This is a genomic window from Enterobacter sp. 04-C-12-SI-ECC (genome assembly GCF_047530715.1).
Classification (GTDB): domain Bacteria; phylum Pseudomonadota; class Gammaproteobacteria; order Enterobacterales; family Enterobacteriaceae; genus Enterobacter; species Enterobacter bugandensis.
Genome location: NZ_JBLKDI010000012.1, coordinates 102,342 through 115,868 on the forward strand (window position 1 = coordinate 102,342; position 13,527 = coordinate 115,868).

The window sequence follows — 13,527 nt, forward strand, 5'->3', positions numbered from 1 at the left end:
GTTCGCTATGTCTGACGACATGTCTTCTTTTTCGCCTTCGTCAGCGGGCGAACAGGGTGTACTACGTTCTATGCAGGAGGTTGCGATGAGCTCCCAGGAAGCCAGCAAGATGCTGCGCACTTACAATATTGCCTGGTGGGGCAATAACTACTACGACGTCAACGAGCTGGGCCACATCAGCGTCTGCCCGGACCCGGACGTCCCTGAAGCGCGCGTGGATCTCGCTAAGCTGGTGAAAGCCCGTGAAGCGCAGGGCCAGCGTTTGCCTGCACTGTTCTGCTTCCCGCAGATCCTGCAACATCGCCTGCGTTCCATTAACGCCGCGTTCAAGCGCGCGCGTGAATCCTACGGCTATAACGGCGACTACTTCCTGGTTTACCCGATCAAGGTGAACCAGCACCGCCGCGTAATCGAATCCCTGATCCACTCCGGCGAACCGCTGGGACTGGAAGCAGGCTCCAAAGCGGAGCTGATGGCGGTTCTGGCGCACGCGGGCATGACCCGGTCGGTGATCGTCTGTAACGGCTATAAAGACCGCGAATACATTCGTCTGGCGCTGATTGGCGAGAAGATGGGCCACAAGGTCTATCTGGTTATCGAGAAGATGACCGAAATTGCCATCGTGCTGGAAGAGGCCGAGCGTCTGAATGTGATCCCACGCCTCGGCGTACGTGCGCGTCTGGCGTCGCAGGGGTCCGGTAAATGGCAGTCCTCCGGCGGTGAAAAATCCAAGTTCGGCCTGGCGGCGAACCAGGTGCTGCAGTTGGTGGAGATCCTGCGCGAGCGCGGTCGTCTGGACAGCATTCAGCTGCTGCACTTCCACCTCGGCTCGCAGATGGCCAATATTCGCGACATCGCCACCGGCGTGCGTGAGTCCGCGCGTTTCTACGTTGAGCTGCACAAGCTTGGCGTGAATATTCAGTGCTTCGACGTGGGCGGTGGCCTGGGCGTGGACTACGAAGGAACCCGCTCGCAGTCCGACTGCTCGGTGAACTACGGCCTGAACGAATACGCCAACAACATCATCTGGGCGATTGGCGATGCCTGTGAAGAGCATGGCCTGCCGCACCCGACGGTGATTACCGAATCTGGCCGCGCGGTTACCGCGCACCACACGGTGCTGGTCTCTAACATCATCGGCGTTGAGCGCAGCGAAATCACCGAAGCGACGCCTCCGGCAGACGATGCTCCACGCTCTCTGCAAAGTATGTGGGAAACCTGGCAGGAAATGCACGAGCCGGGCACGCGCCGTTCCCTGCGCGAATGGCTGCACGACAGCCAGATGGACCTGCACGATATTCACGTCGGCTACTCGTCAGGCACCTTCAGCCTGCAGGAGCGCGCGTGGGCCGAGCAGCTCTATCTGAACATGTGCCATGAAGTGCAGAAACAGCTCGACCCGAGCAACCGCGCACATCGTCCGATTATTGACGAGTTGCAGGAGCGTATGGCGGACAAAATGTACGTCAACTTCTCCCTGTTCCAGTCGATGCCGGATGCCTGGGGTATCGACCAGCTGTTCCCGGTTCTGCCGCTGGAAGGGCTGAACCACGCCCCGGAACGTCGCGCGGTGCTGCTGGACATCACCTGTGATTCTGACGGCGCGATTGACCACTACGTTGACGGTGACGGTATCGCAACGACGATGCCAATGCCGGAATACGACCCGGAGAACCCGCCAATGCTGGGCTTCTTTATGGTGGGTGCGTATCAGGAGATCCTCGGCAACATGCACAACCTGTTCGGCGATACCGAAGCGGTTGACGTGTTTGTCTTCCCTGACGGCAGCGTCGAGGTTGAGCTGTCCGATGAAGGGGACACCGTGGCGGATATGCTGGAATACGTGCAGCTGGATCCGAAAAAACTGCTCACCCAGTTCCGCGACCAGGTGAAAAACACCGGTCTGGACGATGCCTTGCAGCAGCAGTTCCTGGAAGAGTTTGAAGCGGGTCTGTACGGGTACACCTACCTGGAAGACGAGTAGTAAATCCTCCCTCTCCCGGTGGGAGAGGGTTGGGGTGAGGGCATCAGACCGCACAATGCCCTATACTCACTTGAACCCGTATGAATTACCGGCGATAATTCGCCCCAATATGCGATTTACGAATCAATCCCTTCCTCGTCGGGTTTAACGACGCGGAGGGGATTTTTTTCATCTGTTTTTAATGTATCGACGTTAAAAGAGGTCAGGACATGAGCACTTTAGGTCATCAGTACGATAACTCTCTGGTATCTAACGCGTTTGGTTTTTTACGCCTTCCAATGAACTTCCAGCCGTACGACAGCGATGCGGACTGGGTGATCACCGGCGTGCCGTTCGACATGGCAACCTCCGGTCGTGCGGGTGGACGTCACGGCCCGGCGGCAATCCGTCAGGTTTCCACCAACCTGGCCTGGGAGCACAACCGCTTCCCGTGGAACTTCGACATGCGCGAGCGCCTGAACGTGGTGGACTGCGGTGACCTGGTGTACGCCTTCGGCGACGCGCGTGAGATGAGCGAAAAGCTGCAGGCGCACGCCGAGAAGCTGCTGGCGGCCGGCAAGCGCATGCTCTCCTTCGGCGGTGACCACTTCGTCACTCTGCCGCTGCTGCGCGCCCACGCGAAGCACTTCGGTAAAATGGCGCTGGTGCACTTCGATGCGCATACCGACACTTACGCGAACGGCTGCGAGTTCGACCACGGCACCATGTTCTACACCGCGCCGAAAGAAGGCCTGATCGATCCGAACCACTCCGTGCAGATCGGCATCCGTACCGAGTTCGACAAAGACAACGGTTTCACCGTGCTGGACGCCGGCCAGGTGAACGATCGCGGCGTGGACGATATTCTGGCTCAGGTTAAGCAGATCGTCGGCGATATGCCTGTATACCTGACCTTCGATATCGACTGCCTGGATCCGGCGTTTGCACCGGGTACTGGTACGCCGGTGATTGGCGGCCTGACGTCAGACCGCGCCATCAAGCTGGTGCGTGGCCTGAAGGATCTGAACATCGTTGGGATGGACGTGGTAGAAGTGGCGCCAGCCTATGACCAGTCCGAAATCACCGCGCTTGCCGCGGCGACCCTGGCGCTGGAAATGCTCTACATCCAGGCCGCGAAAAAAGGCGAATAAGCCTTACGCGCTGATTGCTGCTGCGCGACGCATGCGCAGCAGCAACATTCCCCCGGCAAGCAGGGTGATTACCTGCGAGACGACCAGCACCGAAAAGCCTGAGCTAACCGACCCTACCGACCTCATTACCATCCCCATCAGCAGCGGAATAAACGCCGCGCAGATATTGCCGATCCCGTTGATAATACCGTAAGCGCTGCCCACCGCTTCCCGCGCGGCGTGATGCTGGATCACCGCCGGAATAGCCGCCCCCTGTAGCCCCCAGAAGATATTCGCCGAGAGCATAAACAGCGCCAGCAAGGCAGGCTGATGGCTGAGCATCAGCGCGACCACGGACAGCGCCGTCAGCGCGCCGCCCACCACAAACAGCATTGGCGCCTGTTCCGGGCGCATTTTGTCGAGCAGCACCCCGCCGAGGAACTTCGAGCCCAGACTCAGCAGGAAGGGAATGGCCGCAAGCATGCCCGTGGCGTGCAGCGAGAAATGATGCTCGTCGCGCAGCCACGCGGGCAGCCAGGCGCTGCTCCCCCAGAGATAGCTCAGGGTGGCAATCTCCACCAGCAGGATCCACCCGAGCAGCGGCGTCTGCCAGGCAAGCGAAAACGTCTCTGCGAAGCCCGGTTTTTTGATTTTCTCCGCACCCCGCGGCGCGGGCAGGAAGCGCCAGACAAGGCCGCCGCCCAGCACCAGGTTCAGTACCGCCAGGGCATAAAACGATCCGGCCCAGCCGAGATGCGCCATCAGCCACGTTACCAGCGGAAAGCCCACGGCCAGCCCGAGCGAGACCCCCAGCGCGGTCACGGCGTTGGGTTTGCCGATCTCCTGCGCGCTAAAGTGATCGCTGATGAAGCGCGTTTTCAGCGAAAAGAGCGGCCCCTCAGCGATCCCCAGGATCGTGCGCGTGACGAGCATGCCCATCAGCGATCCGAGCAGCGGGGAAATGGCGCATACCGCTGCCCACATCGCTATGCTGCTCAATAATCCCTGTCGATAATGGAGTTTGCTTTCAATAACCGGAGTTAATAATAAAGCTGAAAATCCATAACCCAGCAGAAAACAGGTCATAAGCATTCCCTGTAACATTCTGTTTTCATTTAGCTGAAAATGCTGAGCAAATTCCGGGTTTAAAATCATTACAGAAATATTCACCCGGTCAACGTAGGAAATAATAATCAGTAATAACAATGCCACTGTGCCTTGCCATCTTGCCGTCATAACGCCTGCCTTATGTTTTCGCTTATTTCTATTTTTATGCGCGTGATTGTCACGTGGGTAAAATGGTTCACCTGTGAAACTCATTGTTTATTAAAGAAAAAATAAAATTAAGTTTCACAGGTGAAACACCATGTTTTTCACTTCTTTTATTTTTAAGGAACAAAAAGAAAAGAAGTCAATCACTGTTTATTGAAATTTAAGGTCATCGATAAATCGTATTCTTTCACACCGAAATAATGAAAATTTCATATCGCTGCATTTTTTCGTGATCCTTTGCACACTTAGTTAATTAATTGCCATTTGATTAACAAATTCGTCACATTGCGGCTTGACGAAACATTCATCGCTTTTATATTGACCGTATTAAATAAGAAACAGAGTTTCATATATGAAACAAAAGCCTGGAGGATCGTGATGAGCTGGATAGGCGTATGTGACGCAGAACAAGTACAGGAAGATTTCCCTTTTAGCGGCAACGTCGACGGTAAAGAGATCGGCGTGTATTTGATTGACGGTGAATATTACGCGCTGGAAGACGTATGCCCCCACGCCTATGCCCTGCTGAGCCAGGGCTTCGTGGAAGACGGCAAGGTGGAATGCCCGCTGCACGAGGCGGTATTCGACGTCAAAACCGGTCAGTGCCTGCACGGCCCCGGCGGGCGCAACCTCAACCGCTACCCGGTTCGGGTTTTTGAAAACCAGATTCAGATTACCTTCGTCGAGGAGACCGTGGCATGAGCGACACCCTGAACTACAACCCGGCGCTGCCGGAAAGCCGTCAGTTTGCCCCACCGGCTGAGGGCGGTAACGGTGCGATCCATAAGCCGGGTGATTACCAGAACCTTATCTGGCAGACCCGCAGCCGCGAGCCGGAAAGCTGGGAAGTGAACCTCATCGCCACGCTGGAAGATCTCTTCGAGCAGGGAGTTGAAACTTTACCGGAGCTGGTGAACGGGCTGAACGCGGTGCGCATGCACGATCAGCAGGGCGAGCCGTGGAGCGAGGCCAGCTTCCAGGCATTCTTACAGGTTAACGGCTACTGAGGGCAACACGATGACGACTACCGTACAACACTATCTCGATAAAGGTCTGCGCGGCCTCTGGTATCCGGTGCTGGCGAGCTGGGAGGTGCAGTCTGCACCGGTGGGCATTACCCGCCTGGGCGAACAGATTGTGGTCTGGCGCAACAAAGACGGCCAGGTGCAGGCGCTGGAGGACCGCTGTCCGCACCGCGGCGCACGCCTGTCGATGGGCTGGAACCTTGGCGACCGCATTGCCTGCTGGTATCACGGCGTGGAGGTCGCGGGCAACGGCGAGGTGAAAGACGTGCCCGCCGTGGACAAATGCCCGCTGGTCGGCCAGCAGTGCGTGCGCAGCTACAACGTGCAGGAGGCGCACGGCGCAATCTTCCTGTGGTTTGGCGTCACCGCAGACCAGCAGCCGGACGAGCTGACCTTCCCGGACGAGCTCGCCGATACGGACAGCTTCAGCAACTTCCTCTGCACCGCCGCGTGGAAATGCAATTACCAGTACGCGCTGGAAAACGTGATGGACCCGATGCACGGCACCTATCTGCACTCCTCGTCGCACTCAATGGCGGAAGGGGATCGCAAGGCCGACATGGTGCTCCAGCCGACCAAAACCGGCTTTATCTTCGAGAAGAAAGGGCAGAGCGGCGTCAACTTTGACTGGGTGGAGCTGGGCAACAGCGGCACCTGCTGGATGCGCCTCTCCATTCCGTACAAGAAGCGTTTCGGGCCGGGCGGCCACTTCTTTATCGTCGGCATGGTGGTGCCGGAAGATAACGACAACTGCCGCGTCTTCTTCTGGCGCATTCGCCGGGTGCAGGGCTGGCAGCGCGACATGTGGCGCTTCATGTACCGCAACCGTCTGGAAAAACTGCACTGGGAAGTGCTGGAGCAGGACCGCGTGGTGCTGGAAAGCCTGGCGCCAAACGCCCGCGACCATGAATACCTGTATCAGCACGACGTCGGCCTCTCGCGCCTGCGCCGCATGATGCAAAAGGCCGCCAAAGAGCAGCTGGCGATGCGCGAAGAACAGCAGGGAGCCGCCTGATGAACGGGCTGCTGAGCGGCAAGCGCATCGTTATAACCGGCGCCGCGCGCGGGCTGGGCTTTCACTTTGCCAAAGCCTGCGCGGAGCAGGGCGCAGCGGTGGTGATATGCGACATCCTCAAGGGCGAGCTGGCCGAAAGCGCCCACGCCCTGAGCGAGCGGGGCTATGCGATCGAACCGCACGTTATCGATCTGGCCGATCCACAGTCCATTGAGCAGGTGTTCAGCGCGATTGGCGAGCGGGGTCAGATCGATGGCCTGGTGAACAACGCGGCGATGGCGACGGGCGTCGGCGGCAAAAATATGCTCGATTACGATCCGGATCTCTGGGATCGGGTGATGAGCGTTAACGTCAAAGGCACCTGGCTGGTGACGCGCGCCGCGGTGCCGCTGCTGCGCGAGGGCGCGGGTATCGTGAACGTTGCGTCCGACACCGCGCTGTGGGGCGCGCCGCGCCTGATGGCCTACGTCGCCAGCAAGGGCGCCGTGATTGCCATGACCCGCTCAATGGCGCGCGAACTGGGTGAAAAGCGTATACGCATTAATGCCATCGCGCCGGGGTTAACCCGCGTCGAGGCGACCGAATATGTTCCGGCCGAGCGCCATCAGCTCTACGAAAATGGCCGCGCGTTAACCGGCGCGCAGCAGGCGGAAGACGTCACCGGCAGCGTGGTCTGGCTGTTAAGCGATCTGTCGCGGTTTATCACCGGGCAGCTGATCCCGGTCAACGGCGGTTTTGTCTTTAACTAAGGTGTAGCGATTATGGCAAACGATCAGGAAGTGAAGTATCTGGTGCCGGGGCTGGAGCGCGGTTTACAGCTGCTGTTGGCCTTTGGCGAGCAGCATCGCGATCTGACCTTTGCCGAGCTGCACCGGCTGGTGGATATGCCGAAGGCGACCGCCTATCGCGTGGTGCAGACGCTGGAGTACATGGGCTTTCTGGAGCGCAACGCGCGCACCAATACCTTTTCGCTGGGCATGAACGTGCTGCGTCTCGGCTTTGAGTACATCGCCTCGCTGGACGTGGCGCAGGTCGGCCAGCCGGTGATCGAGCAGCTGCGCGACGTGAGCCAGTGCAGCAGCCATCTGGCGATCCGCGACGGGCGCGACATTATCTACATCGCCCGCGTCAGCGCCGCCGGGTCGCGCATCAATCAGGTCAGCATTGGCACCCGCCTGCCGGTGCACTGCACCTCGCTGGGCCGCATGTTGCTGACCGATATTTCCCGCGCCGATTTCGAACAGTTGTTCCCGCACGAGCGCCTGCCGGGCAACACGCCGGGGCAGCTTCACGACCGCGAGGCCCTGTGGCAGATGGTGCAACAGGACAAAGCCCGCGGGTTTGTCATCGGCGAATCCTTCTTCCGCCACGGCATCTCCTCCATCGTCTACCCGGTGTATGACCGAAGCGGACGCGTGGCGGCGGTGGTCAGCATTCTGGTGCCGTCGGAAGAGATCCCGCAGACCGACCGTGAGCGGCTGCAAAACGAGGTTCGCCTCGCGGCGGATAAAATTTCTGGCTTCTTAGGGTATTTGTCACAGGCCAGCTAAATCAGTGAGTTAACGTCAGGCGCTTGACTGCGTCGGGCATGTTTTACGCCCAATTTGGGCCAGATGAGGCAACGAACGATGAGTGTAACCGGAATTGAAAAGCTGGAATTTGGCGTGGAAGACCTGACGCACTGCGCCAAATTTATGCGTGATTTTGGCCTGACGGGCGATGCCAGCGGCCAGCGTTTTACCACCCTGAGCGGCGCGCGCGTGGAGCTGAACCCCATCGACAGCCCCGACCTGCCGCCGGCGTTTGAAGCGGGCAACACCTTGCGCCGCATGACCTGGGCGGTTGCCAGCCAGTCCGATCTTGACGCGCTGCGCCCGAAGCTTGCGCAGCAGCCCGGCTTCCGCGAAGTGGGGGACGCGCTGGAATGCCTCGATCCGAACGGCATGGCCCTGCGTGTGCAGGTCAGCCAGCAGACCGACGTTGAGCTGAACGTTGAGCCGATCAACCAGTGGGGCGACGCCCGCCGCATCGACACGCCCAGCCCGGTTTACGATCGCGCGCAGCCGATCAACGTCGGGCACGTGGTGTTCTTCGTAGAAGAGCTGGCGGCGGTGGAGAAATTCTACCGCGAGGTGCTCGGCTTCCAGGTTTCGGACCGCTACATCAACCGCGCCGTGTTCCTGCGCTGCGGGGCGCGCGGCGGACATCACAACCTGTTCCTGCTGCAGCTGCCGAACCGCAAGCGCGGCCTCAACCACGTGGCCTTCACCGTGCGCGACATCCACGAGGTGATCGGCGGCGGTATCGCGATGAATAAAAATGAATGGAGCACCTTTATCGGGCCGGGCCGCCATCCGGTGTCGTCGGCGTACTTCTGGTACGTCAATAGCCCGACCGGCGGCGCGTTTGAGTATTACACCAACGACGACTATCTGACGGAAAACTGGCAGCCGCGCGAGCTGGAGCACTCCCTGGTCTCCTTTACCGAATGGGCGGTAGAAGGTGGGATTGACCACGACACCCGCCGTCAGCAGAAAAAGCCGGAGGCGGTATGACGTCGCGCATTGTCATTATCGGTGGCGGTCAGGCGGGCGGCTGGGCGGCGAAAACCCTGCGCGACGAGGGCTTCGACGGCGAGATCTGCGTAGTGGCGGAAGAGGAGTGGGATTTCTACGAACGTCCGCCGCTGTCGAAAGCGTCTCTGCTGGAGCCGGACGCGGCGCTCCCGCGGCTGTTTAGCGAAGAAGCACAGCAGGCGTTGAACCTGACCTGGTACCGCCCGCTGCGTGCTGAATCAGTCGATCGCGAAGCGAAAACCGTGCGTTTGAGCAACGGCGAACATCTTAGTTACAACATTCTTTTAATGGCCCCCGGCGGGCGGGCGCGCCTGCCTTCGCAGGCGTGGGCGGCGGACCCGCAGGTCTACACTCTGCGCCACTGGCAGGACGCGCAGCGCCTGAAGGCGCGCCTGGCGGAAAGTAAAAAACTGGCGATTGTCGGCGGCGGCTGGATCGGCCTTGAGATTGCCGCTTCCGCGCGCAAAAGCGGCGTGGCGGTCACGCTGTTCGAGCAGCAGCCCGCGCTGTGCATGCGCTCGGTGAGCGGCGAGGTGTCGCAGCGCTTAGAAGCCATCCATCGCGAACAGGGGGTAGATATCCGTACCGGCTGCGGCGCGCTGGAGCTGGAGGATAATAATGGCCTGCCGGTCATCCACTGCGACGGTCAGCGTGAAACCTTTGATGCGGTGGTGGTGGGGATCGGCGTCGATCTCAATCTGGAGCTGGCGCGCGATGCGGGACTTCGCACCGAGCGGGGGATCGTGGTGGACGCCCAGGGACGCACGTCCGATCCGTTCATCTTTGCCGCCGGCGACGTGGCGCAGCACCATCACTACGGCCTGTGCATTCAGTCCTGGGCCTTCGCCCAGAATCAGGCGGTGGCGACGGCGAAAGCGATGCTTAACCCCGATGCGCCAGGCTACGACGACGCGCCGTGGCTGTGGTCGGATCAATATCAGCACAACATCCAGATCCTCGGCATTCCGCAGCCGGGCAGCCGAACGATAGTGCGTGAAGAGGCGCTGTACTTCTCGCTGGACGACAACGGTCGGCTAACGCAGCTGGTGGCGTTCAACGATGCGCGCACCGTCAAGCTGGCGAAGCGCTGGATGGCGGCTGGGCGGGACCTGTCGGACGTACCGCTCGCCGATCCGGCTTTTTCACTGATGTCACTGCGATAGCTAACCCGCACCTGTAGGGGGAGACATGACCACATTAGAGACCAACACCGCGCCCGTCGAGGCGAGCGGTGAGGGAACCCGCACGCCTGAAAAAGCGGTGCGCTGGGCCATCCCGCTGTCGCTGCTGGCCTGCGTGCTGCTGGCCTTTTTCGACAAAATCAGCATCGCGGCGCTCTTTTCCGACACCCATTTCCAGCAGGCGATGGGCATCGATTTTGACACCACGCGCCTCGGCATTCTGATGAGCGCCTTCCTGCTGAGCTACGGCTTTTCGTCGGTATTTTTGAGCGGTTTAGGCGACAAAATCGCGCCGCTGCGCCTGCTCACCGGGATGATGGCGATCTGGTGCGTGCTGATGGTGGCGATGGGTTTTACCCATAACTACACGCTGATGATCGTCCTGCGCATCCTTCTGGGCGTGGCGGAAGGGCCGCTGTTCCCGCTGGCTTTCGCCATCGTGCGCCACAACTTCCCGCAGCATTTACAGGCGCGCGCCACCATGCTGTGGCTGCTGGGCACGCCGGTAGGGGCGGCGATTGGCTTCCCGCTCTCCCTCTGGCTGCTGAACACCTTCGGCTGGCAGAGCACCTTCTTTGTGATGGCAATGCTGACCGTGCCGGTGCTTATCTTTGTGCGCGTTGGCCTGCGCGGGATCCGTCTGGAAGCAAAACCCGGCACCTCGCAGGCGTCCCGGGACGAGCGGCGCGCGGCGCGGCGCGAGCTGTTTGTTAGCCCGCACTTCTGGATCATCTGCATCTTTAACATCGCGTTCCTGACCTACCTGTGGGGCATCAACGGCTGGCTGCCTGGCTACTTAATTAAGGGCAAAGGCATCCACCTGGAGCACGCGGGCTGGCTGTCGTCGATGCCGTTCATCGCCATGCTGGCGGGAGAGGTGATTGGCGCGTGGCTCTCTGACCGGGTCGATAAGCGCGCGGCGGCCTGCTTTATCTCGATGGCGGGGGCGGCGGTAGGCCTGGCGGCGGTGATGCACCTCGACACCCCGCTTGCCATCATCGCGGCGATGAGCTTCAGCACCTTTATGTGGGGCACCGGCGCCCCCAACATTTTCGCCCTGCTGGCGAAAGCCACCCATCCCCGGGTGAGCGCCACGGCGGGCGGCATTTTCAACGGGCTGGGAAACTTTGCGGGCGCGCTGTCGCCAGCGGTGATGGGCGCGCTGATCGCTTTCACCCACAGCATGGATTCCGGGCTGATTTTTCTGGCGGTGATGGCGGCGGTGGGCTGCGTCCTGTTACTGCCGCTGCTGAGACGTTACTGAGGAGAGTGTCATGACTGATTCAACCGTAACCAACAAAACAGGCATCAAACCTGACCACCTGACGATGGAAGAGTGGGTCGAGTCGCGCATCGCGCGCTTCGAAGGCCGTAAATACGACTGGAACGCGCTGAAGTTCCAGGCCGATTTTGACCCGAAATACCGCCGGGCGCAGATGCGCTACATCGGCACCGGGGCAACGGGCGTGGCGAACGACACCAACACCGTGCAGGCGGACCATTTTACCTTCTCCACCATGGTGCTGCCGTCGAAGTGCGAAGGGCCGCTGCACCTGCACGACGACGTGGAGGAGGTGTTCTTCATGCTCAAAGGGCAGATCACGCTGATGATCCAGGACGGCGACAACTACACCGAAACCGTGCTGCGCGAGCGTGACCTGATCTCCGTCCCGCCGGGCATCTATCGCGGCCTGTTTAACCACGGGGAAGAAGAGGCGCTGATGTGCGTCATGCTGGGAACCAACAAGCCGGAAATCCCGACCTATCCCTCCGATCATCCGCTCTCAAAAGTGAAGCGGAACTAAGGGGGCGACATGACGGCTTTTCGTGAACAGGGAAGCGGCATCCCGCTGATGCTGCTGCACGGGATCAGCTCTGGCGCTGCGTCCTGGCATAAGCAGATGACGCTGAACGGTTTTCGCGTGCTGGCGTGGGACATGCCCGGTTACGGCGAAAGCCCGATGCTGGCGGTTGAGCGGGCGAACGCCGGAGATTACGCCGACGCGCTGGCGGCGATGCTCGACCGCGCAGGCGTCTGGCAGGCGGTACTGGTGGGCCATTCCCTGGGGGCGCTGGTGGCCAGCGCGTTTGCGGCGAAGTTCCCTGAACGCGTCATTCATCTGGTGCTGGCGGACGCCGCGCAGGGCTACGGTAATGCCGCGCCGGAGCAGCGAGAGCAGGTCTGGCGTAATCGCGAGCAGCAGATGGCGCTCGGTGGCGACATCCTCGCCCAGACCCGCGCCGCGAAGCTGCTGCGCCCCGGCGCGCGTGCAGAAGATATCGCCACCGTCGCGGCGGGCATGCGCAGGCTGCGCCCCGAAGGCTACCTCGCTGCCGCGTGGATGCTGGCGCATGATGACATTCACGGCTGGCTTAAGCGTTACGCCGGACAATTTGAAGTCTGGTGCGGCGAGCAGGACGCGATCACGCAGCCCGAGCTGGTACAGGGGCTGGCGCTGCGCTACGGCATGCCGTTTACCGCAATTCCGCAGGCCGGGCACGCGAGCTATCTCGATAACGACGCGTTTTTTAATCAACAGCTTTTACGCATTAACGAAGAGGTGCGCGATGAATGCACACATTGACGGCCGCGTAGCGGTCGTTACCGGCGGTTCGTCCGGCATTGGCTTTGAAACGCTGCGCCTGCTGCTGGGCGAAGGGGCAAAAGTCGCCTTCTGCGGCCGCGATCCTGACCGTCTCGCCAGCGCCCATGCGACGCTGCAAAACGACTATCCTGACGGGGAAATTTTCTCATACCGCTGCGATGTGCTGAGCGCCGACGAGGTGCAGGCCTTCGCGGATGCTGTGCAGGCGCGCTTTGGCGCGGCGGATATGCTGATCAACAACGCCGGTCAGGGCTACGTGGCGCACTTCCATGACACCCCTCGCGAGGCGTGGCTGCACGAAGCCGAACTCAAACTGTTTGGCGTCATTAATCCGGTGCAGGCGTTTCAGCCGCTGCTGGAACGGTCCGACATCGCCTCCATCACCTGCGTGAACTCCCTGCTGGCGCTGCAGCCGGAGGAGCACATGATCGCCACGTCGGCAGCCCGCGCCGCGCTGCTGAACATGACGCTCACGCTCTCGAAAGAGCTGGTAGGCAAAGGGATTCGCGTCAATTCCATACTGCTCGGTATGGTCGAGTCCGGCCAGTGGCAGCGCCGCTTTGAAAGCCGGGCGGACAAAAGCCAGAGCTGGCCGGAGTGGACGGCGGAGATCGCGCGCAAGCGCGGCATTCCGATGGCGCGCCTCGGCAAGCCGCAGGAGCCCGCGCAGGCGCTGCTGTTCCTCGCCTCGCCGCTGGCCTCGTTTACCACCGGCGCGGCGCTGGACGTTTCCGGCGGCTTTTGCCGCCATCTGTAAGG

General features: G+C 60.6%; 14 protein-coding genes. 13 read left to right on the plus strand and 1 reads right to left on the minus strand.

Annotation, left to right across the window (positions count from 1 at the left end):
• The first annotated feature begins 7 nt into the window (after positions 1 to 7).
• Complete coding sequence (speA, locus tag ACMWL8_RS16010; protein WP_045629995.1) at positions 8 to 1,984, plus strand: biosynthetic arginine decarboxylase; 1,977 nt, start codon at positions 8 to 10, stop codon at positions 1,982 to 1,984.
• 209 nt (positions 1,985 to 2,193) lie between these two features.
• Positions 2,194 to 3,114, plus strand: coding sequence for an agmatinase (speB, locus tag ACMWL8_RS16015; protein ID WP_017382921.1), 921 nt, complete (start codon positions 2,194 to 2,196; stop codon positions 3,112 to 3,114).
• 3 nt (positions 3,115 to 3,117) lie between these two features.
• On the opposite strand, the gene ACMWL8_RS16020 is transcribed toward speB, so the two are convergent.
• Positions 3,118 to 4,329, minus strand: a complete 1,212-nt coding sequence (locus tag ACMWL8_RS16020) for an MFS transporter (RefSeq protein WP_045260763.1) — start codon at positions 4,327 to 4,329, stop codon at positions 3,118 to 3,120.
• 414 nt (positions 4,330 to 4,743) lie between these two features.
• On the opposite strand from ACMWL8_RS16020, the gene ACMWL8_RS16025 reads away from it, so the two are divergent.
• The 11 genes from ACMWL8_RS16025 to ACMWL8_RS16075 all read left to right on the plus strand — a co-directional run bounded on the left by ACMWL8_RS16025 (position 4,744) and on the right by ACMWL8_RS16075 (position 13,525).
• Positions 4,744 to 5,067: a Rieske (2Fe-2S) protein gene (locus tag ACMWL8_RS16025; RefSeq protein ID WP_003860044.1), complete on the plus strand. Its 324-nt coding sequence runs from the start codon at positions 4,744 to 4,746 to the stop codon at positions 5,065 to 5,067.
• Positions 5,064 to 5,372: a recombinase-like helix-turn-helix domain-containing protein gene (locus tag ACMWL8_RS16030; RefSeq protein ID WP_028014353.1), complete on the plus strand. Its 309-nt coding sequence runs from the start codon at positions 5,064 to 5,066 to the stop codon at positions 5,370 to 5,372. The genes ACMWL8_RS16025 and ACMWL8_RS16030 overlap by 4 nt, the downstream gene beginning before the upstream one ends.
• A gap of 10 nt (positions 5,373 to 5,382) precedes the next feature.
• Complete coding sequence (locus ACMWL8_RS16035; RefSeq protein ID WP_028014352.1) at positions 5,383 to 6,405, plus strand: aromatic ring-hydroxylating oxygenase subunit alpha; 1,023 nt, start codon at positions 5,383 to 5,385, stop codon at positions 6,403 to 6,405.
• A complete protein-coding gene (locus tag ACMWL8_RS16040; RefSeq protein WP_045260762.1) occupies positions 6,405 to 7,154 on the plus strand; it encodes an SDR family oxidoreductase in 750 nt (249 codons plus the stop codon). The genes ACMWL8_RS16035 and ACMWL8_RS16040 overlap by 1 nt, the downstream gene beginning before the upstream one ends.
• Positions 7,155 to 7,166: 12 nt before the next feature.
• A complete protein-coding gene (locus ACMWL8_RS16045) occupies positions 7,167 to 7,955 on the plus strand; it encodes an IclR family transcriptional regulator (RefSeq protein ID WP_028014350.1) in 789 nt (262 codons plus the stop codon).
• 78 nt (positions 7,956 to 8,033) lie between these two features.
• Positions 8,034 to 8,960 (plus strand): VOC family protein, encoded by a 927-nt coding sequence (locus ACMWL8_RS16050; RefSeq protein ID WP_045260761.1) that lies wholly within the window; start codon positions 8,034 to 8,036, stop codon positions 8,958 to 8,960.
• Positions 8,957 to 10,144 carry an NAD(P)/FAD-dependent oxidoreductase gene (locus tag ACMWL8_RS16055; protein WP_045260760.1) on the plus strand — a complete coding sequence of 396 codons (1,188 nt, stop codon included), beginning with the start codon at positions 8,957 to 8,959 and terminating at the stop codon, positions 10,142 to 10,144. Before ACMWL8_RS16050 ends, ACMWL8_RS16055 begins: the two co-directional genes overlap by 4 nt.
• Before the next feature lie 25 nt (positions 10,145 to 10,169).
• A complete protein-coding gene (locus tag ACMWL8_RS16060) occupies positions 10,170 to 11,426 on the plus strand; it encodes an MFS transporter (RefSeq protein WP_045260759.1) in 1,257 nt (418 codons plus the stop codon).
• 10 nt (positions 11,427 to 11,436) lie between these two features.
• Positions 11,437 to 11,967 carry a cupin domain-containing protein gene (locus tag ACMWL8_RS16065; protein WP_017382915.1) on the plus strand — a complete coding sequence of 177 codons (531 nt, stop codon included), beginning with the start codon at positions 11,437 to 11,439 and terminating at the stop codon, positions 11,965 to 11,967.
• A gap of 9 nt (positions 11,968 to 11,976) precedes the next feature.
• Positions 11,977 to 12,747 (plus strand): alpha/beta fold hydrolase, encoded by a 771-nt coding sequence (locus ACMWL8_RS16070; protein ID WP_045260758.1) that lies wholly within the window; start codon positions 11,977 to 11,979, stop codon positions 12,745 to 12,747.
• Positions 12,731 to 13,525: an SDR family oxidoreductase gene (locus ACMWL8_RS16075; RefSeq protein WP_045260757.1), complete on the plus strand. Its 795-nt coding sequence runs from the start codon at positions 12,731 to 12,733 to the stop codon at positions 13,523 to 13,525. Before ACMWL8_RS16070 ends, ACMWL8_RS16075 begins: the two co-directional genes overlap by 17 nt.
• Positions 13,526 to 13,527: the final 2 nt, after the last annotated feature.

Coding starts and splice junctions, on each gene's coding strand:
- speA (WP_045629995.1), top strand. CDS start 8: ATGTCTGACGACATGTCTTCTTTTTCGCCTTCGTCAGCGGGCGAACAG.
- speB (WP_017382921.1), top strand. CDS start 2,194: ATGAGCACTTTAGGTCATCAGTACGATAACTCTCTGGTATCTAACGCG.
- ACMWL8_RS16020 (WP_045260763.1), bottom strand. CDS start 4,329: ATGACGGCAAGATGGCAAGGCACAGTGGCATTGTTATTACTGATTATT.
- ACMWL8_RS16025 (WP_003860044.1), top strand. CDS start 4,744: ATGAGCTGGATAGGCGTATGTGACGCAGAACAAGTACAGGAAGATTTC.
- ACMWL8_RS16030 (WP_028014353.1), top strand. CDS start 5,064: ATGAGCGACACCCTGAACTACAACCCGGCGCTGCCGGAAAGCCGTCAG.
- ACMWL8_RS16035 (WP_028014352.1), top strand. CDS start 5,383: ATGACGACTACCGTACAACACTATCTCGATAAAGGTCTGCGCGGCCTC.
- ACMWL8_RS16040 (WP_045260762.1), top strand. CDS start 6,405: ATGAACGGGCTGCTGAGCGGCAAGCGCATCGTTATAACCGGCGCCGCG.
- ACMWL8_RS16045 (WP_028014350.1), top strand. CDS start 7,167: ATGGCAAACGATCAGGAAGTGAAGTATCTGGTGCCGGGGCTGGAGCGC.
- ACMWL8_RS16050 (WP_045260761.1), top strand. CDS start 8,034: ATGAGTGTAACCGGAATTGAAAAGCTGGAATTTGGCGTGGAAGACCTG.
- ACMWL8_RS16055 (WP_045260760.1), top strand. CDS start 8,957: ATGACGTCGCGCATTGTCATTATCGGTGGCGGTCAGGCGGGCGGCTGG.
- ACMWL8_RS16060 (WP_045260759.1), top strand. CDS start 10,170: ATGACCACATTAGAGACCAACACCGCGCCCGTCGAGGCGAGCGGTGAG.
- ACMWL8_RS16065 (WP_017382915.1), top strand. CDS start 11,437: ATGACTGATTCAACCGTAACCAACAAAACAGGCATCAAACCTGACCAC.
- ACMWL8_RS16070 (WP_045260758.1), top strand. CDS start 11,977: ATGACGGCTTTTCGTGAACAGGGAAGCGGCATCCCGCTGATGCTGCTG.
- ACMWL8_RS16075 (WP_045260757.1), top strand. CDS start 12,731: ATGAATGCACACATTGACGGCCGCGTAGCGGTCGTTACCGGCGGTTCG.